Annotated in this window: 20 protein-coding genes and 1 tRNA gene; 11 read left to right on the plus strand and 10 right to left on the minus strand. The window is 35.1% G+C overall.

Annotated elements, in window-relative coordinates; all coding sequences use genetic code 11:
- Window positions 1-75: 75 nt before the first annotated feature.
- The 4 genes from rplM (at window position 76) to tsf (ending at window position 3,283) form a co-directional block, all read left to right on the plus strand.
- Window positions 76-531, plus strand: coding sequence for a 50S ribosomal protein L13 (gene rplM, locus ACJJVT_RS13620; protein ID WP_073242320.1), 456 nt, complete (start codon window positions 76-78; stop codon window positions 529-531).
- Between the two features lies 1 nt (window position 532).
- The gene (rpsI, locus tag ACJJVT_RS13625) at window positions 533-919 is read left to right on the plus strand and encodes a 30S ribosomal protein S9 (protein WP_073242318.1); all 387 of its coding nucleotides are present in this window, start codon (window positions 533-535) and stop codon (window positions 917-919) included.
- Window positions 920-1,155: 236 nt separating this feature from the next.
- Complete coding sequence (gene rpsB / locus ACJJVT_RS13630; protein WP_405399419.1) at window positions 1,156-2,247, plus strand: 30S ribosomal protein S2; 1,092 nt, start codon at window positions 1,156-1,158, stop codon at window positions 2,245-2,247.
- Window positions 2,248-2,317: 70 nt separating this feature from the next.
- Window positions 2,318-3,283 carry a translation elongation factor Ts gene (gene tsf, locus ACJJVT_RS13635; protein ID WP_405399421.1) on the plus strand — a complete coding sequence of 322 codons (966 nt, stop codon included), beginning with the start codon at window positions 2,318-2,320 and terminating at the stop codon, window positions 3,281-3,283.
- Between the two features lie 83 nt (window positions 3,284-3,366).
- Here tsf and ACJJVT_RS13640 read toward each other — a convergent pair whose 3' ends face one another.
- Window positions 3,367-5,238, minus strand: a complete 1,872-nt coding sequence (locus ACJJVT_RS13640) for a peptidase M61 (protein ID WP_405399422.1) — start codon at window positions 5,236-5,238, stop codon at window positions 3,367-3,369.
- Window positions 5,239-5,393: 155 nt separating this feature from the next.
- Here ACJJVT_RS13640 and pyrH point away from each other — a divergent pair, with 155 nt between their 5' ends.
- The 6 genes from pyrH (at window position 5,394) to ACJJVT_RS13670 (ending at window position 12,848) form a co-directional block, all read left to right on the plus strand.
- Entirely contained in the window at window positions 5,394-6,101 is a 708-nt protein-coding gene (gene pyrH / locus ACJJVT_RS13645) for a UMP kinase (RefSeq protein ID WP_405399424.1), read from the plus strand.
- Between the two features lie 45 nt (window positions 6,102-6,146).
- Window positions 6,147-6,701, plus strand: a complete 555-nt coding sequence (frr, locus tag ACJJVT_RS13650) for a ribosome recycling factor (RefSeq protein WP_299325425.1) — start codon at window positions 6,147-6,149, stop codon at window positions 6,699-6,701.
- A 131-nt stretch (window positions 6,702-6,832) separates the two neighbouring features.
- A complete protein-coding gene (locus ACJJVT_RS13655; RefSeq protein WP_405399425.1) occupies window positions 6,833-9,223 on the plus strand; it encodes an RND family transporter in 2,391 nt (796 codons plus the stop codon).
- A gap of 90 nt (window positions 9,224-9,313) precedes the next feature.
- Window positions 9,314-10,747 carry an asparagine--tRNA ligase gene (asnS, locus tag ACJJVT_RS13660; protein WP_405399426.1) on the plus strand — a complete coding sequence of 478 codons (1,434 nt, stop codon included), beginning with the start codon at window positions 9,314-9,316 and terminating at the stop codon, window positions 10,745-10,747.
- A gap of 38 nt (window positions 10,748-10,785) precedes the next feature.
- Window positions 10,786-12,243 (plus strand): RNA polymerase factor sigma-54, encoded by a 1,458-nt coding sequence (gene rpoN, locus ACJJVT_RS13665; protein WP_405399428.1) that lies wholly within the window; start codon window positions 10,786-10,788, stop codon window positions 12,241-12,243.
- Window positions 12,243-12,848, plus strand: coding sequence for a hypothetical protein (locus tag ACJJVT_RS13670; RefSeq protein WP_405399430.1), 606 nt, complete (start codon window positions 12,243-12,245; stop codon window positions 12,846-12,848). The genes rpoN and ACJJVT_RS13670 overlap by 1 nt, the downstream gene beginning before the upstream one ends.
- Here the strand turns inward: ACJJVT_RS13670 and ACJJVT_RS13675 are convergent.
- The 8 genes from ACJJVT_RS13675 to ACJJVT_RS13710 all read right to left on the minus strand — a co-directional run bounded on the left by ACJJVT_RS13675 (window position 12,843) and on the right by ACJJVT_RS13710 (window position 17,996).
- The gene (locus ACJJVT_RS13675) at window positions 12,843-13,511 is read right to left on the minus strand and encodes a porin family protein (RefSeq protein WP_405399432.1); all 669 of its coding nucleotides are present in this window, start codon (window positions 13,509-13,511) and stop codon (window positions 12,843-12,845) included. The two genes, ACJJVT_RS13670 and ACJJVT_RS13675, sit on opposite strands and share 6 nt — an antisense overlap.
- 77 nt (window positions 13,512-13,588) lie before the next feature.
- Entirely contained in the window at window positions 13,589-14,071 is a 483-nt protein-coding gene (locus ACJJVT_RS13680) for a biopolymer transporter ExbD (protein ID WP_027065004.1), read from the minus strand.
- Window positions 14,072-14,093: 22 nt separating this feature from the next.
- Complete coding sequence (locus tag ACJJVT_RS13685) at window positions 14,094-14,717, minus strand: biopolymer transporter ExbD (RefSeq protein WP_299325419.1); 624 nt, start codon at window positions 14,715-14,717, stop codon at window positions 14,094-14,096.
- A 14-nt stretch (window positions 14,718-14,731) separates the two neighbouring features.
- Window positions 14,732-15,163 carry a hypothetical protein gene (locus ACJJVT_RS13690; protein ID WP_299325418.1) on the minus strand — a complete coding sequence of 144 codons (432 nt, stop codon included), beginning with the start codon at window positions 15,161-15,163 and terminating at the stop codon, window positions 14,732-14,734.
- 25 nt (window positions 15,164-15,188) lie between these two features.
- On the minus strand, window positions 15,189-15,938 hold the full coding sequence (locus ACJJVT_RS13695) for a MotA/TolQ/ExbB proton channel family protein (protein ID WP_027065007.1): 750 nt from the start codon (window positions 15,936-15,938) through the stop codon (window positions 15,189-15,191).
- A 77-nt stretch (window positions 15,939-16,015) separates the two neighbouring features.
- A tRNA-Ser gene (locus tag ACJJVT_RS13700) sits at window positions 16,016-16,103 on the minus strand.
- Between the two features lie 71 nt (window positions 16,104-16,174).
- Window positions 16,175-17,206 (minus strand): asparaginase, encoded by a 1,032-nt coding sequence (locus ACJJVT_RS13705; RefSeq protein ID WP_405399433.1) that lies wholly within the window; start codon window positions 17,204-17,206, stop codon window positions 16,175-16,177.
- Window positions 17,207-17,228: 22 nt separating this feature from the next.
- Window positions 17,229-17,996: a TatD family hydrolase gene (locus ACJJVT_RS13710; RefSeq protein WP_405399434.1), complete on the minus strand. Its 768-nt coding sequence runs from the start codon at window positions 17,994-17,996 to the stop codon at window positions 17,229-17,231.
- A 37-nt stretch (window positions 17,997-18,033) separates the two neighbouring features.
- On the opposite strand from ACJJVT_RS13710, the gene ACJJVT_RS13715 reads away from it, so the two are divergent.
- On the plus strand, window positions 18,034-18,483 hold the full coding sequence (locus ACJJVT_RS13715) for a retropepsin-like aspartic protease (RefSeq protein WP_405399435.1): 450 nt from the start codon (window positions 18,034-18,036) through the stop codon (window positions 18,481-18,483).
- Between the two features lie 44 nt (window positions 18,484-18,527).
- Here ACJJVT_RS13715 and odhB read toward each other — a convergent pair whose 3' ends face one another.
- Window positions 18,528-19,748, minus strand: a complete 1,221-nt coding sequence (gene odhB, locus ACJJVT_RS13720; RefSeq protein WP_405399437.1) for a 2-oxoglutarate dehydrogenase complex dihydrolipoyllysine-residue succinyltransferase — start codon at window positions 19,746-19,748, stop codon at window positions 18,528-18,530.
- Window positions 19,749-19,768 lie beyond the last annotated feature (20 nt).

Below are 19,768 nucleotides of genomic sequence, written 5' to 3' on the forward strand. Positions count from 1 at the left end.
CAATTCAACTTAATAATTGTAGATTTGCAGCCCCTTTCTAGGGATTGATTAAAATAATAGTTAAAAATAGCAGTAGTGGATACATTAAGTTATAAGACCGTTTCGGCCAACAGAACAACTGTCAACAAAGAGTGGTTATTGGTAGATGCCGAAGGAGAAACATTAGGACGCATGGCTTCTAAAGTCGCCTATTTGTTAAGAGGAAAGCACAAACCAAGTTTCACCCCTCACGTAGATTGTGGTGATAATGTTGTTATTATCAACGCAGAGAAGATTGTTCTTTCAGGAAACAAGTGGTCTGATAAAACCTACTTGAGATATACTGGCTACCCAGGTGGTCAACGTTCTACTACCGTAAAACAATTATTGGATAAAAATCCAGAAGGTATTCTTGAAAAAGCGATCAAAGGTATGTTACCTAAGAACAGACTAGGTGCTGAGCTTTTCAGAAACCTAAAAGTTTACGCAGGTACAGAGCACGGTCAGGAAGCTCAAAAGCCAACTGTTGTTAATTTAAAAGACATTAAATAAGATGGAAGTAATTCATAAAATTGGTCGTAGAAAGACCGCTGTAGCGAGAGTTTATCTTTCTGATGGTAATGGTGATATCACTATTAACAACAAAGATTTAAGTGTATACTTTCCAACTGCAACACTTCAATACAAAGTAAAACAACCTTTCACTTTAACTGAAAGCTTAGATACTTATGACGTAAAAGTAAATGTTTACGGTGGTGGTATCACTGGTCAAGCAGAAGCTATTCGTCTTGCTTTATCTAGAGCAATGTGTGAGATTGATGCTGAAAACAGAATTGTCTTGAAACCAGAAGGTCTATTAACTAGAGACCCAAGAATGGTTGAACGTAAGAAATTCGGTCAGAAGAAAGCACGTAAAAAATTCCAATTCTCGAAACGTTAATTCGAGTTACAAGATTACCAGGCACCCTTTTTGGGTGCCTATTTTTATATTTTATCATACTGGAAAATCCAGAGTATTAACAAGTTCATTGAAAGTCCTTTTGCGGACAATTAAAAATCCTTTAATCACTTTAAAATTAAAGGTAAGATTAGTTTAGCATCTAAATGGTGAAGGCTTTTGCTCATGCAAATACCACTTTATCATTGCTAATTCATAAGAACGTAAACTAAATTAAAATGGCGAGAGTCGAAGTAAAACAATTATTAGAAGCAGGTGTACATTTTGGTCACCTAACAAGAAAGTGGAATCCGAACATGGCTCCTTACATCTACATGGAGCGTAATGGAATTCACGTAATCAACCTTTACAAAACAGTTGCAAAATTAGACGAGACCAATGAGGCTCTTAGCAAGATTGCAGCATCAGGTAGAAAAATACTTTTCGTAGCTACCAAAAAACAAGCAAAAGATATCGTTGCTGAAAAAGCAGCAGCAGTAAACATGCCTTACATCACAGAAAGATGGCCAGGTGGTATGTTAACAAACTTCGTTACAATTCGTAAAGCTGTTAAGAAAATGGCTTCTATTGATCGTATGAAGAAAGATGGTACTTTCCTTACTCTATCTAAAAAAGAAAGATTACAAGTTGACCGTTTACGTGCAAAATTAGAAAAAAACTTAGGTTCTATTTCTGAAATGACTCGTTTACCAGGTGCATTGTTCATCGTTGATACAATGAGAGAGCACATTGCAGTAAAAGAAGCTCAAAAATTAAACATTCCTATTTTTGCAATGGTTGATACCAACTGTGATCCTAGAGATGTAGATTACCTTATACCTTCTAATGATGATGCTTCTAAGTCAATTGACATCATTATGACAGAAGTTACAAATGCAGTTGCTGAAGGTCTTGCTGAACGTAAGGCTGAAAAAGGCGATGCATCTGAAGGTAAATCTGAGAAAAAAGATAAAGCTCCAAAGAAAAAGGTTACTGCTGAAAAGCCAGAACCTACTCCAGCAAAAGCTGAACCAGAAGTAAAAGCTGAGCCAGTAGTTGCTAAAGCTACTAAAGCTGAAGCTGACGATTTAACTAAAGTTGAAGGTATTGGACCTAAAGCTGCTGAAGCATTAGTTGCTGCAGGTATTACTACTTTCGCAGATCTTTCTAAAGGAGAAGCTGAAAAAATCAAAGAAATCTTAACAGAAGCAAGTTCAAGAATGGCTCATTTAGATCCTACCTCTTGGCCAAAGCAAGCTAAAATGGCTGCTGATGGTAAATGGGACGAACTTAAAGAGTGGCAAGACAACACTAAAGGTGGTGTAGAATAAGTTATTCTTTTTTTGATATAAATAAATCTAAGAACAACCCATTAAAACGGGTATACTAAAAGAAAATAAAATGGCAAAAATTACAGCCGCAGAAGTAAATAAATTAAGAAAGGCGACTGGCGCTGGAATGATGGATTGTAAAAACGCTTTGGTTGAGGCCGAAGGTGATTTCGACAAAGCTATTGAAGTGCTTCGTAAAAAAGGACAGAAAGTAGCAGCAAAAAGAGCAGACAGAGATTCTTCTGAAGGTGCCGCTATTGCTAAGTTAAATTCTAACGAAACTGTTGGTGTTGCTATAGTACTTGGTTGTGAAACCGATTTCGTTGGTAAAAATGAGAACTTTATTACTCTTGCTAATCAATTAGCTGAAATAGCACTTAACTGTAACTCTAAAGAAGAGCTTTTAGCTGCTGATTTTGGAGGTATGACCGTTGCTGAAAAATTAGTTGAACAAACTGGTGTTATTGGTGAAAAATTAGAAATCACAGCTTTTGAAAAATTAGAAGCACCATATGTTGGTTCTTACGTTCACATTAATAAGATTGCTGCTTTAGTTGGTCTTTCTGCAAAAGTTGAAACTGCTGATGTATTGGCAAAAGACGTTTCTATGCAAGTTGCATCAATGGGCGCAACTACATTGTCTTATAAAGATTTTGATCCTGAATTTGTTGCAGCTGAAACAGAAGCTAGAATTGCTGTTATTGAAAAAGATAACGAAGAACTAGGTCGTTTGGGCAAAACGCTTAAAAACGTACCTCAGTACATTTCTATGGCGCAATTAACTCCAGAAGTTATTGCACAAGCTGAAGAAGATGCTAAGGCGCAATTAAAAGCAGAAGGTAAACCAGAGCAAATCTGGGATAAAATTCTTCCTGGTAAATTAGAAAGATTCATCTCTGACAATACAACTCTGGACCAAGAACAATGTTTATTAGACCAAAACTTCATTAAAGATGAGAAAATCAACGTAGCTAAATATGTTGAATCTCATGGTGATGTTTCTGTTTTAGATTTTAAACGTGTAAGCGTAGGTTAATTACAATACAACTAACTCAATAAAAAACCGTCTTACTGTAAAAAGTAGACGGTTTTTTTATTTCATTATATTTAAGCTATTACCTAATGCTTCAACCAGGCATTTCGCAAGGCTACCGCTTCTTCAGTAACACCTTCTAAAGCAACTATCTTCTTAACCTGCTTTACCGGTTGACCAACAGGTCCTGAAACAGAGATCATTTCACCATCTCTTTCAACAGTCATACTAACAACAGTTTCTGGAGTCCACCCAAAACTCTCTCCTATTATAGGACGAAGTGTTTCTAAATTAATTTCTTGTTCATTTATAGTTCTAAAAATATCACCACCTTTTAATTTTAAATCATTGAAGAAGGAATTCAATTCAATATTCTCACGAATAAATACAACTCTATCATTTTGAACATTTACATCCATATATGGCACTTGACCATCAAAAAAGTAACCAGTAGGCTCCTCTACATCTTTAATAGCCAAACCAACCTTAGCAAAAAAGGCATCATAATCAATAGGCGTAGTACCAATTACATGTTCCTTAAAAAACACATCAACTTCTGGATAGGTCATAGAAACGATTTCAGGGAACAAAGCTTCATCTTCAAAAGGAATATCGGTACCGTATTTTTTAGATAATTCTTTCATTAACCAAAGCATCCCTTTTTCACCATTACTTTTTTCTCTTAAAATGATATCAAGACACATATTAATCAAAGCGCCCTTCTCATATACATTGGCATAATTAGGCTCATAAGGTTGTTCTAATATATTTTTACTCATAACAGTAAAAGACATGCTATCATCATAAAACTTAGAATTAGTGATTTTACCCAGCATACGCTCATAAAAATCTTCCTCAGAAATTAGACCTTGCTGAATCTGGAATAGGTTGGCGAAATATTCTGTGGTTCCCTCATACATCCATAAGTGTTCTGACATTTTTGGATCATTGAAATCGAAATACTGAATCTCTTTAGAATGAACAGATAGCGGAGTAACAATATGAAAAAACTCATGAGAAACCACATCTACCATTGCTTGTTCTAAACGACCAATATCCATTGCCTCTGGCAACACAACCACTGTCGAAGTGTGGTGCTCCAAAGCCCCATAACCATGAGCATCTGGTATATTTACATCAGACATATATAATAAAATATTATATTCTTTAGTACTATCGACATCACCCAAAAACTTCTTTTGAGCACCCATCATAGCAACCATTCTATCTTTTAAATCTGCCGCTTTATAAACACCAGTCGGAGAATACAGACTTAGTGTTACTGTAATACCATTAATCTCAAAAGTTTTTGTATTCGGTTTAGCATACATTATAGGGTTGTCGATCACTTCAAAATAACGCTTAGCAGTAAAAGCATCTAAAAGCGGGTCAATCTTTTCACCCACTAAACTAGAAAGTGTCGTAGTAGCAATTAAATCAGCTGGCTTTTTAATTTGTATCGTATACGGCACCTCTTTAAATCCGCCAAAATAACCCACAAATCCGTGAAGGTTAAGCATAAAGTTACTTCCTTCAGCAATATTGGTACCTGCAGGGGAAAAGACCGCATCTTCAACATCATTCTCAGTATCATAGGTATCATTAACCCAATACTGAACCTTATCTAACTGCACCGCACCAGAGATACTCCAAGTGTTATCATCGAGTTTAGTGCTATTTAATAAATTACCCTTATAATCAAGAGCCTCAAAATCCTCAATATACTGTCCGTAATTATCTGAACTATACGTACCCGGCACAGTTTTAGGTATTCTGAATAATACAGTAGAAGTAGTAAATGCACCAGGATTTATACTCACCTGAACTTTATCGTCCACAACATTTACCAAATCTATTGAAGTGATAACCGGGCTATTTTCTACCGACAAAAGCGCCTTACCTGCCCCACAGGCATTTAATATTAGGGCAAAAGCAATAATTAAAACATTTTTCTTCATAAAAAACTTTATATGTGAATAATTAAACATCAATGATATCAAAGATAGATAATATGTTACGACCCTAACTTAGCGAATTAAGTATTGCTTCAATTAAATATTGACCGTGCCCATCAAATATTTTCATTATTTTTGATGGCAAATAAAAAATTAAGATGCACTACAAAAGAATTCTTCTAAAACTAAGCGGTGAAGCCCTAATGGGTGAAAAGCAATACGGAATAGACTCTAACCGTCTAAACGAGTATGCAGAAGAAATTAAAGAAGTAGTTGAAAAAGGCATAGAAGTAGCCATTGTTATCGGTGGAGGTAATATCTTTCGCGGTTTAGCAGGTGCTGCAACTGGCATGGACAGAGTTCAAGGCGACCACATGGGTATGCTAGCAACCGTTATTAACGGTTTGGCATTACAAAGTGCTTTAGAAATGAACGGTGTACAAACCAGATTACAATCTGCTATAAAAATCAACGAAGTTGCCGAGCCTTTCATTAGAAGAAGAGCTATGAGGCATTTAGAGAAAGGAAGAGTTGTTATCTTTGGTGGAGGAACTGGTAACCCCTATTTTACAACAGATTCTGCAGCCGTATTACGCGCTATTGAAATTGAAGCTGATGTAATACTTAAAGGTACACGTGTAGATGGTATTTACACTGCTGATCCAGAAAAAGATAAAAGTGCTACGAAATTTGATAACATTTCTTTTTCAGAAGTACTTACAAAGGGATTGAAGGTTATGGATACCACAGCTTTCACCCTTAGCCAAGAAAATGAACTACCTATCGTAGTTTTTGATATGAACAAAAAAGGAAACTTACTGAAAATTGTTGACGGCCAAACTATTGGCACAACAGTCAACCTATAATTCTCGGTATAGTTTATGTTATTGCGATAGTAATATACTTATTATATGAACGAAGAAGTAGAATTTGTTTTAGACGCTACAAAAGAAGGCATGAACGCCGCTATAGCTCACTTAGAACGCGCATTTTTAAAGATTAGAGCTGGTAAAGCTAGCCCTGCCATGTTATCAGCTGTTATGGTTGATTATTATGGATCTCAAACTCCATTATCTCAGGTAGCTAATGTGAACACCCCAGATGGTAGAACTATTTCTGTTCAACCGTGGGAAAAAAACATGCTTCAAGAAATTGAAAAAGCTATTATGAACGCTAACTTAGGTTTTAACCCTATGAACAATGGTGACATGATTATTATTAACGTTCCACCATTGACCGAAGAGCGTAGAATACAGCTTACAAAACAAGCTAAGGCAGAAGCAGAACACGCAAAAGTTGGTGTACGAAGTGCAAGACAAGATGCAAACAAAGAAATTAAGGATTTAGATATTTCTGAAGACCTTCAAAAAAATGCCACTGCAGATGTGCAAGATTTAACTGATGTTTTCACAAAGAAAATTGAAGATTTCTTGGATAAAAAAGAGGCAGAAATCATGAAAGTATAATCAAGAGATTAATCGTCATCATTTAAAGCTACCCTAAATAGGTAGCTTTATTTTTTTTGCAAAAATTTTAAACTTTTCAATTTAGGAACAGATGTAGCTAATAGTTACCTTTGCGACCTGCAAAAACAGTTATGGTAGCTAAACTAACGAAAGGATTTTGGCCTAAAACGGCAAACATAATTTTACGAAATAGAATCCTAATTTTACTCTTGATTGCCTGTTTTACCATTTTCATGGGATGGCAATGGCAATATATGCGCTTTTCAAGTTCGCAGACAAACCTACTGCCAGATGACCACCCGGTAAATATTCAATACCAAGATTTTCTTAGCAAATTTGGTGAAGAAGGCAATGCAGTGGTTTTTGCCATACGTGACAGTGCTCTATTTACACCTGAAAATTTTAACCGTTGGAATAAATTAAGCAAACAACTTGCTGCTTTCCCAGAGGTCGAATTTGTTATCTCAACAGACAATTTAAAAGAGTTAATAAAGGATAAAGAAAAGCAAGAATTTGTAATGCGCCCTTTAATAAATGGCGAACTAAAGACTAAAAAGGAAATAGATAGCATTACAAATCACCTATTCAATGACCTACCGTTCTACGACAACCTACTTTACAATAAAGAAAGCAAAACGATAAGAACTATTGTTAACCTTGATAAGGACATTGTAAATACCTCGGTCAGAAAAGACTTTATTTTACAAGACATAAATACATTAGTTAAAAAGTTTGAAGAAGAGACCAATTTAGATGTCCACATATCAGGTATGCCATATGTGAGAACTATGAATTCTCAGAATATTATTGATGAAATCGGTAAATTTATTCTGGCAGCGCTTGGTGTTACTTCATTAATTTTCTTCTTTTTCTTTAGAAGTATTCGAGCTACAATCATCTCTATGTGTGTAGTGATAATTGGCGTAATGTGGGCTTTTGGTTTACTTGGGTTATTACAATATGAAATTACAGTTCTTACAGCACTTATACCTCCACTAATTATTGTTATTGGTATACCCAACTGCATCTTCTTAATAAATAAATACCAGCAAGAAGTAAAGAAACACGGTAATCAGGCACTTTCATTACAACGCGTTATCTCTAAAATAGGAAATGCGACGTTGATGACAAATATTACAACAGCATCTGGTTTTGCAACTTTCATTGTAACCGATAGTACGTTATTGAAAGAATTCGGTATTGTTGCCTCTATTAATATCTTAGGCATATTTGTGTTATCGCTACTTATCATCCCTATTGTTTATAGCTTTATGCCGTTACCAAAAACAAAGCATTTAAAACATTTAAACAAAAAATGGATCGATGCCTTTGTTCAGTGGATGGAACGTATTGTAAGACATAGAAGAATTACTGTCTATATTGTTTCTATCTCATTACTAGTTATCAGTATCATTGGTATCTATCAAATAAGAATATCAGGCAGCCCTATTGAAGATATGCCGAAGAATGCTGAATTTTTTCATGACATACGTTTTTTCGAAAAAGAGTTCAAAGGCATTATGCCAGTAGAAATCGTAGTAGACACGAAATCTCCTAAAGGTGTTTTAAAGCCTGTGACACTAAAGCGCATGAATCAGCTTGGGGAAGTTATAGAAGAAATTCCTGAACTTTCAACTCCGGTATCTGTAGTGAATTTGGTAAAATACTCTAAACAGGCGTTCTATAATGGAATTCCAAAATATTACCAACTACCTACCAGCCAAGAAAACACCTTTATTATGGATGTTGCCCGTAAATCTGGTGATAACGGAGATTTACTAAAAGCTTTTGTTGATAGCACCGGTCAAACTGCTAGAATGACCACTTTTATGCGAGATGTTAACACTAGCCGTATGGAAGAAATCGAACAGCGATTACTAGAGAATATTACGAAAATATTCCCTGCTGAGCGTTATAACGTTTATATGACCGGTAGTGCATTGTTATTCTTAAAGGGAACAAAGTATCTAGTTAAAAACCTGATTATGTCTCTTGCTTTGGCAATCGGACTAATTGCACTTTTCATGGCCTATTTGTTTCGATCGTTTAGAATGATTGTTATTTCATTGATACCTAATTTGTTGCCGCTGGTCATTACTGCAGGTATTATGGGCTTTGTCGGCGTACCCATAAAACCATCAACCATACTAGTATTCAGTATTGCATTTGGTATTTCGGTCGATGACACCATACACTTTCTCGCCAAGTATAGGCAAGAACTCACGGCAAATAACTGGCGAATAGAAAAATCTGTTTACAATGCATTAAGAGAAACAGGCGTAAGTATGTTCTATACCTCTATCGTATTATTCTTTGGCTTCTCTGTCTTTGTAATATCTAATTTTGGTGGTACGGTAGCTTTAGGCTCACTAGTTTCTGCCACACTATTACTTGCGATGTTGGCGAATTTAATTCTACTGCCTTCTTTACTATTATCATTAGAAAAAAGTATCGCAAATAAGCAAACACTTAAAAAGCCACAAATAGATATTTTACCACAAGATGAAAATAATAACCAATAAAATTATTTAAGCCTTGTTTATATCACTTTTTAAACCCTCTATTTTTTAACAAAATCCTATCTTTGGGACTTTAATTTTCAATTCAATATCATGCGTTTAGCAACAATAAAAGAATTACTAGCAAGTAAAAACTTACTACAAGAAGTAACTATTAAAGGTTGGGTACGAACCTTTAGAAGCAATAGATTTATCGCATTAAACGATGGATCTACTTTAGGCACTATTCAATGTGTAGTTGATTTTGAAAATTTTGATGAAGAATTATTAAAGAAAGTAAATACTGGTGCTGCATTAAAAATTACAGGTACACTAGTTGAAAGTCAAGGACGCGGACAATCTGTAGAGATTCAAGTAAGCGCTTTAGAAGTATTGGGTGTTGCTGATCCAGAAGAATATCCTATTCAACCAAAAAAGCACTCTTTAGAATTCTTGAGAGAAAAGGCACATTTAAGAATTAGAACGAACACTTTCGCAGCAATAATGCGTGTTAGGTCTACCTTATCTTTTGCCATTCACAGCTATTTTAGAGAAAACGGTTTCAACTACTTCCACGCGCCTATTATTACGGGATCTGATGCTGAAGGTGCAGGAGAAATGTTTCGTGTTACTACATTAGATGAGAAAAAACCTCCACTTACAGAAGATGGAGATGTTAATTATAAAGAAGACTTTTTCGGAAAAGAAACCAACTTAACCGTATCAGGTCAATTAGAGGCTGAAGCTTATGCAATGGCATTAGGTAAAGTTTATACATTCGGACCTACATTTAGAGCCGAAAATTCAAATACATCTAGACATTTAGCTGAATTCTGGATGATTGAACCAGAGATGGCATTCTTTGATTTAGATGCCAATATGGACCTTGCAGAAGACTTTATTAAAAACGTTATTTCTTATACATTGACACATTGTCAAGAAGATTTAGAGTTTTTAGAAAAGCGATTAATAGACGAGGAAAAAAGCAAACCACAAGCGCAACGTAGCGATATGCCTTTAATTGAAAAATTAAAGTTCGTTGCAGATAACAACTTCAAAAGAGTTAGTTATACCGAGGCTATAGATATCCTTAAAAACTGTAAGCCGAACAAAAAGAAACAATTCACCTACCCAATTGAAGAATGGGGTACGGATCTACAAAGCGAGCATGAACGTTACTTGGTAGAAAAGCATTTTAAATGTCCGGTAATATTATTTGATTACCCAGCAAAAATTAAGGCTTTCTACATGAGATTAAACGAAGACGGAAAAACCGTTAGAGCTATGGATATTTTATTCCCAGGCATTGGTGAAATCGTTGGTGGATCACAAAGAGAAGAACGCTTAGATGTCTTGAAAGAGAAAATTAAAGAATTAGGTATCGACGAGAAAGAATTATGGTGGTACCTAGATTTAAGAAAATTCGGAACTGCAGAACATAGTGGTTTTGGTCTTGGTTTTGAACGATTAGTTCTTTTCGCAACAGGCATGGGTAATATTAGAGATGTAATTCCGTTTCCAAGAACGCCACAGAATGCCGAATTCTAAGCGGATTTAGTTACTTTTACCAGTACTAGAATAAAGTAATGCTGAAACAACACCTATCATTTAAATTATCTCAAAAGTTATCTCCACAGCAAATTCAATTGATGAAGCTGATTCAATTGCCTACGCAGGCATTTGAACAACGTCTCAAGCAAGAATTAGAGGAGAATCCTGCTTTAGAAACCGGTAAGGAAGACTTAGAAAATACGAATGATGAGTATGATGATGTTTACGATGATGCGTCAGACAATGAAACCATCAACACTGAAGACATCAATATCGATGATTACCTAAGTGATGATGAAATACCTGATTATCGTACGAAAGCAAATAACTACAGCTCAGATGATGAAGAAAAGAGTGTGCCTTACGCCGCCGGTATCTCATTCAATCAGCATTTAATAAATCAACTGAATACCGTTTATCTTACAGATGACGAATGGAATATTGCCGAATTTTTAGTAGGCAGTGTAGATGAAAGCGGATATATACGTAGACCCATCGCCGACATCATGGATGATTTGGCTTTTACTCAAAACATTTATACAGACGAAGAAACCATAACAAGAATACTGTCTATAGTTCAAGAGCTAGATCCACCAGGAGTTGGTGCAAGATCCTTAGAAGAGTGTTTGATAATACAACTCGAGCGTAAAGAAATTACGCCAAGTATTGAGCTTGCCACCGAAATTCTTAAGAAGTCATTTGAACACTTTACCAAGAAACACTATCAAAAACTAATTCAAAAGCATAATATTACCGAAGATGAATTAAAAGCTGCCATTGGAGAGATTGAAAAATTGAATCCAAAACCAGGTGGTTCATATTCTGGAAACAATAGAATTGTAGAACATGTAGTACCAGATTTTGCTATTAGAATTACCGAAGGCGAATTGGAACTAACACTAAATGGTAGAAATGCACCAGAGCTGCATGTATCTAGAGAGTATAGCAATATGCTTAAAGGCTATAAAGAAGCCAAAGATAAGTCTAAGTCTCAAAAAGATACCGTAATGTTCATTAAGCAGAAATTAGACGCTGCTAAATGGTTTATTGATGCCATTAGACAGCGACAACAAACGCTGTTTATTACGATGAACTCGATTATGCAATATCAAAAAGAATACTTTCTTACCGGTGATGAGCGTAATTTAAGACCTATGATTCTAAAAGATATTGCCGATGAAATAGGCATGGATGTTTCAACAGTATCTAGAGTTGCAAATAGTAAATATGTTGACACCCCATATGGCACCAAGTTGATAAAAGAGTATTTCTCTGAGTCAATGAAAAATGAACAAGGAGAAGATGTTTCTACAAAAGAAATAAAGAAGATTCTAGAAACAGTTATTCAAAACGAGACAAAGAAAAAGCCCTTAACCGATGACAAACTTGCTGCCATTTTAAAGGAAAAAGGATATCCTATTGCTAGAAGAACAGTAGCTAAATACAGAGAGCAGTTAAGTATACCTGTTGCACGTATGAGAAAAGAAATTTAATGAAGGTTTTCTCTAATCTTATTTCCTACTTATTTCACCCTCTATTTATTCCTATTGGTGGTACCGTTGCCTATTTTCTAATTACTCCAAAGTTCACTCCATTAGAAATTCAAAGTGCGAGTATATTACCCATTTTTATATTAACCGTTATTATCCCGATAATAACCTTTTTAATATTGAAGAATTTGGGTTTAGTACATTCCATTACCTTAGACGCTATTCAAGAAAGAAAATACCCGCTGTATATTCACGCGTCTATTCTCCTTTTAATCCTCTATAAGGTGATTCCAAACAATTACGTAAGTGAGCTTTATTTTTACTTTACGGGGTTGCTAGGTGCTACTATAGCCTGTATACTATTATTACTATTCAATTTTAAAACTAGCCTACATACCGTTGGAATAAGTGGTCTTTTAATGTATCTCATTAATTTGAGCATCCATTTTGAAATCAATCTTATAATAGCAATCAGTTTGCTTATTGTATGTACAGGAAGTATAATAACCGCCAGATTATATTTAAAAGCACACACTGGTATTGAAGTTGTAATCGGTCTTTTTATAGGACTTTTATCTCAGTTATTAACCGTAAGATTTTGGTTATAGAATATAGAAAATAAGACCTATACGCAATGGTCTATATTGCAATACTTCACCATTTACCGAAGCATTACCATCGAAGAGTTCAGTTAAGGCATAATACGCATGAAGATTAAAAGTATTATATCCAAAACTTAAGATTAGTCCGTATTGAAATTTGGTTAAGTCTGTATTCGTAAATCCTTCACTAATATCACCTAAGTCATACTTTGAACGAGCTCCTACAATATAAGCAGCTTTAATACCACCATAAACACGCCAGAATTTATAATCTTCTGCAGTAGAATTTCTCCACCTAAACTCTAAAGGAAACTCTACTAAATGTGTCTCTAGCTTACTTCTAGTAATATCATCATTTATACTGTAAGCAATATTATCACCAGATATATCGGCAACTAAGTTCGAATAATAACTATTCAAAGCCAAGCCTGCCCCAATACCTATAGCCTTTGTTCCTGCCTTGTTTAAAGGAATATCTTTTATTATGCCTGCCTGTAGACCATAAGAGAGATTACGTTGATTAGAACCCTCTGGATGGTTCAATATAAAGTTATACGATAAACCAACATAAAACTGATCTTCAAAATACCGTGTATTCGAAATACTATCTGATACTACCTGAGCATTAGATTGCAGAACTACTAATAAAAATAAAATGGCAAAACGCATGAAGTAAAGTTAATGAAATAAAAAACGCTTCAAATAAATTTGAAGCGTTTTGAAAATGTAATATTCTACTTAACTAACTATTGTAGATTATTGAAAGCATCACCTTCATAGGTAGTATAATTTACCTTTAAAGCGTTTACCTTTCTTAACTCTTGTTTAATATCGGATATCAATCCCATACTAGCGTTCTTATCAACCTTAAGTGCTGTAGTCAATACATTCTGAATTTCTTGAGGCTTTTTAGCTCTTTCCATCAAAATATAATCACCAACTTCAGAAGGACTAGCGAATTTGTCGTTTAATTGAATTTTTGGTTCAGTACCAAAAGTCTTCTCATATTCTCTAGTTGGTTTACCAACATAAATATAGATTACACGATCTTTCTTTTCCAATTTCTTTACTTCACTAGCATTCGGAAGTACGTTTTCAACTTTCAAGGAACTATCCTTCATAACGGTTACCGTCATAAAGAAAAACAAAAGCATAAATACAATGTCAGGAAGGGAAGCTGTTGATACCGCTGGTACCTCTCCATCTTTTTTCTTTGCAAATTTTGACATAGTGTTACTTTTAATTTATTAATTATTCGCTTGAAGTTTCAGCTTCAGATAATTTCTGTGGAAACAAACCTTGTATTCTCTGTACCTTTTCTTTCAATTCCTCTTTAACAGAATCATCGGTTTCAGGGTTCAAATACTCAGCTTCCATAGCAACATAATCTTTACCAAATAAACGCTTAGCTTCTCTATTTCTAAGATCGTTGTATGCACCTACCAATTCGTTTTGAACTGTTATGTAAGTACTATACTTTGTTTCACGATCATTCTTTAAAGAGATAATTGCTTTCATCGGATTATCCGAAGATTCAGCATTACGCTTTCCTTTACAGTAGCTACAATAATCAGGACTTCCTGATGGTGCTCCACCGTTATCTAAAAACGCCATTGCTTTTTCACGCAATTTATCTATTGAAAGAATCTCATCTTCCACCAACAATTGACCATTTCGGTTAATATTAACCGTAAAAATGTTCTTTTGCTTAATAATTGGTGGTGCTTCCGTAGGTGGCTCCATTGGTGGTAACATACGATCCAAACCTGCATCTGTTTCAATAGTAGTTGTTACTAAGAAAAAGATAAGTAAAAGGAAAGCTATGTCCGCCATTGAACCCGCACTAACTTCTGGTGCTCCTGCTCTTCTAGCCATAGTTCTTTATTTTATTATTTACTAAACATGTTTTTAACAGCTGGTACTACTAAAGAAAGTATTGCGATTATTGTAAGGATAAAAAATACATTCAATCCCATTCCAATATTCTTCACTGTACCTTCATCTGTCATAGCTGCGAATTCTGGATCAACATCCGTTCCACTTGCTAAAACATAAGAAATTCCAACTACTAATAAAAAACCACCTACTACGAACAATGTCTTCTTAAGACCTTGTGGGTTTGCAAATAAGTTTTTTAGAGTAAACACTAAACTTACTACAACCGCTATCCCTAATAAAAGATAAGTAATAATAAACATTGTGTTCAAAGCTCCACTTGAAGCAGCCTCAGCTGCCGGCATATCTGAACTTGGTAATAAATACCATAGTATAGCACTTAATACACCTATAGCAATTAATGCTATTTTAATAATTTTTTGCATAATTTTTAGGTATTAAAAGTGATACTTATTTTTTGTGATCTACCAACATATCGATTAAAGTAATCGAAGAGTCTTCCATATCATTAACGATGCTATCAATTTTAGCGATAATGTAATTATAGAAAATTTGAAGGATAATAGCCGTAATAAGACCAAATACAGTTGTTAATAATGCAACCTGAATATCACCTGCAATAAGAGATGCACTTAAGTTACCAACAGCTGCAATCTTTTGGAAGGCTGCAATCATACCGATTACCGTACCCATGAAACCAAGCATTGGAGCAATAGCGATAAATAAAGACAACCAAGAAACGTTTTTCTCTAATTGACCCATTTGAACACCACCATAAGCAACAACCGCTTTTTCAGCAGACTCGATGCTCTCACCAGCTCTATCTAAACCTTGGTAGTATATAGAAGCAACAGGACCTTTTGTATTTCTACAAACTTCTTTTGCAGCTTCAACACCACCAGATGCCAATGCGTCTTCAACTTGTTGTTTCAACTTGGCAGAATTTGTGCTAGCCATGTTCAAATAAATAATTCTTTCAATAGCAACTGCCAAACCAAGGATCAAACATAAAAGTACGATACCCATGAAACCGGCACCACCAGTAATGAACATCTCTTTTAATAGTTGAGTAAATCCTCTTTCCGCTTCAGGAGCTCCTTCTTGAACTAGCAACGCTACAGCTGCTACTTTTGCACTTACAATATTTGTACCTGCTACAAATGCCCCAGCGACTGCTAGGCTTGGGAATAATTTTTTCATTTTTCTGAACTTAAATTAGTTAGTTAATAGGGTTAAAGATAAAAAAAAAACAATATAAAAAAAGTAAAACTTACTTGCAGAGAGGAAGGGATTCGAACCCTCGATACCCTTTTGGGGTATACACACTTTCCAGGCGTGCGCCTTCGACCACTCGGCCACCTCTCTAAGATACCTTTTTTAAGGGTGGGCAAATAACAAAAAAAATATTAGTTTAAAAAATTAAACCACTGTTAAATTTATACCATCTCTCCTCTTAAAGAAGTCTCGAAAACAGTTTTAAACAACTCATGAGACACACCACTACCGAGCAAGTACATTGCCTTTGTAATAGCAGCCTCAGTTGTAATATCCTTACCATTAATAACTTGCATTTTCTTAAGCCTAGAGCTTGTTTCATAATGCCCCATCATAACGGCGCCACCAGAACACTGTGTAACATTAATAATATGTATACCTTTATTTATTGCATTATTTAATTTCTCTAAAAACCATTCTTCCATCGGCGCATTTCCAGAACCATACGTCTCCAAAACCAACGCTTTTAAATTTTCAGCTTGCAAAATTGCATCAATAACATTTTTGTTAATTCCCGGAAATATTTTCAAAATAGCCACATTATCGTCCATATTTCTATGAGATTTTAACGTTAATTTTCTTTTTTGAGGCAATAAATATTCATTAAAAACGGTCAAATGCACTCCCGATTCAATTAAATGAGGGTAATTTAATGATGCAAAAGCTTGAAATTGCTCTGCATTTATCTTCGTAGTTCTATTACCACGATACAATTTATATTCAAAATAGAGTCCGACTTCTTGCACAACCGGCTTACCTTTTTTATACAAAGCAGCAATTTGTATGGCAGTTATTAAATTTTCTTTGGCATCGGTTCTCAAATCACCAATTGGTAATTGCGAACCTGTCAATATCACCGGTTTTGTTAAATTTTCAAGCAAAAAGCTTAAAGCAGAAGCTGTATAACTCATAGTATCACTACCATGTAATACTACAAAACCATCATACTCGTTATATTTCTCTGCAATAATATCGGCTATTGTCACCCAATGCGTAGGATTCATATTAGATGAATCGATGGGGTGCTCGAAAGAAAAACTAGATATCGTACAATCTAATTGATTTAGCTCTGGTATATTCTTCAACAATTGCGAAAAATCAAAAGCCTTAAGTGCTCCTGAGGTATAATCTTTCATCATACCTATAGTACCACCCGTATAAATCAATAAAATATTTCTTTTCTCTATGCCCAAAACTCTGCCTTTTAATTGATTATTAAATTCCGAAAACTTCTTTAGAGTTTTTTGTAGTCTCTAAAGCTATTTGCTCATTGGGTACACTATGAATGTCTGCCAGTTTCTCAAGCACATTAACAATATAGGCACTTTCGTTTCTTTTACCTCTATAAGGTGTAGGCGCCAAATAAGGAGAATCGGTTTCTAGCACAATGTGCTTAAGATCTATATTATTTAAAAAAGTATCTATTTTACCATTTTTAAAAGTCACAACACCACCAATACCTAGCTTCATATTATATGATATTGCTTTTTCTGCTTGCTCGTATGTACCTGTAAAACAATGAAAAATTCCTCTTAAATCATCTCCTTTCTCATCTTCTAATACTTCAAAAACCTCATCAAAAGCATCACGACAATGAATAACAATAGGTAGCTTATGCTTCTTCGCTATTTTTATTTGCTTTCTAAAAGCTATTTGCTGCTCTTTTAAATACTTCTTTTCCCAATACAGGTCTATGCCAATTTCACCTATTGCATAATAGGAATGTTTACCCAACATTTCTTCTACATGCGCCAACTCTTCCTCAAAATTTTCTTTTACATGTGTGGGATGCAGACCTGTCATTAAGAACATATGACCAGGAAATTCTTTTTCTAAAGCCAACATACGTTCTGTATAGGTAGAATCTATAGCAGGAATAAAAAAACGTTTCACCCCTAAATCAATGGCTTTCTGTATTGCCTCTTTTCGATCTTCATCAAAAGCTTCGCTATATAAATGTGTATGCGTATCGGTTATTATCATGCCGCAAAAATAGACTTATCTTTGAAAAAAATGAATTATGAGTACCCTCAAAAAATTTTTGAAGGATAAAGATTACGTACGCATACCCTTAGTTTTAACTGCTACCGACCATTTTGAAATTTGTGCAGAAATAAATTCTGTGCCTGGACGATTTATTTTAGATACCGGAGCATCTAATACATGTATCGGAATGGACCGTATTAATCATTTCAAATTAATTTCTGAAGAATCTATCATTAAAGCTGCGGGAGCAGGTGCAACTAATATGGAAACCTTAGTTTCTAAAAAGAATACGATTGACATCAATTCTTGGAAGTTTAAAAAACTAGAGATAGTACTTTTCGACCTTAAACATGTTAATGAAGCTTTAACTGCCCACAATGCAGAACCTGTTGATGGAATTATTGGAGCCGACATTCTAAAAAAGTCGAAAGCAATTATAGACTACAACAAGAAGTGTATTTATCTAAAAAAGAAAAAGCGCTGAGTCTACCTCAACGCTTTTTCTATATATTACGAACTTTAGAATATTTACATTTCTAAAGCTTTCTTTACATTATTATCCATCAATAATTCTTCTGGATTTTCTAAAGCTTCTTTAATTGCAACTAAGAAACCTACAGATTCTTTACCATCAATAATTCTGTGGTCATAAGAAACCGCAACATACATTATAGGTGCAATTGCAATAGCCCCATCTCTAGCGATTGGTCTCTCTACAATATTATGCATACCTAAAATAGCACTTTGTGGCGGGTTGATAATTGGCGTAGACAACATAGAACCGAATACACCACCATTAGTAATAGTAAATGTACCACCCGTCATTTCATCAACAGTAATTGCTCCATCACGTGCTCTTAATGCCAACCTTTTTACTTCTGCCTCAACACCTCTAAATGTTAAGTTTTCAGCATTTCTTATTACAGGAACCATTAATCCTTTTGGTCCTGAAACCGCGATACTAATATCACAGAAATCATAAGAAACCATTTCTTTACCGTCAATCATAGAATTAACGGCAGGATACATTTCCAAAGCTCTAACCACAGCTTTTGTGAAGAAGGACATAAACCCTAACCCCACACCATGTTTACTTTTAAAATCTTCTTTATACTTTTTTCTAAGCTCAAAAATAGCACTCATATCCACTTCGTTGAAAGTGGTCAGCATAGCTGTTTCGTTCTTTGCAGAAACCAATCTCTCGGCAACTTTTCTTCTTAACATAGAAAGTTTAGATCGCGTCTCACCACGGTTACCACCTGTAGGCGTACCCATTGAAGGCACTGCATTTACAGCATCCTCTTTAGTAATTCTTCCATCACGACCTGAACCAGAAACAGATGTACTATCCACTCCTTTTTCGTCAAGTATTTTCTTTGCAGCCGGTGAAGGTACACCCGAAGCATAAGTTTCCTTAGCCTTAGCTGGCTGAGGAGCTTTTTCAGTTTTTGGCGCTTCTTTTTTCTCTTCTTTCGGTGTACTAGATGCATCTGCCGCTCCTTCTGGTTTCGCTGCACTTGTATCTATTAAACAAACGACAGCACCAACGGCAACAGCATCACCTTCTTCTGCTTTCAATGTAATTATACCACTTACTTCTGCAGGCAATTCTAAAGTAGCCTTATCTGAATCTACTTCTGCAATTGCTTGATCTTTTTCTACATAATCCCCATCTTCAACTAACCATTCCGCTATCTCTACTTCTGTGATAGACTCTCCCGGCGAAGGGACTTTCATTTCTAGAATCATTCTTTCTATAATTTGATATG

Origin of the sequence: Maribacter sp. Asnod2-G09 (assembly GCF_045063795.1) — a bacterium.
GTDB lineage: Bacteria > Bacteroidota > Bacteroidia > Flavobacteriales > Flavobacteriaceae > Maribacter.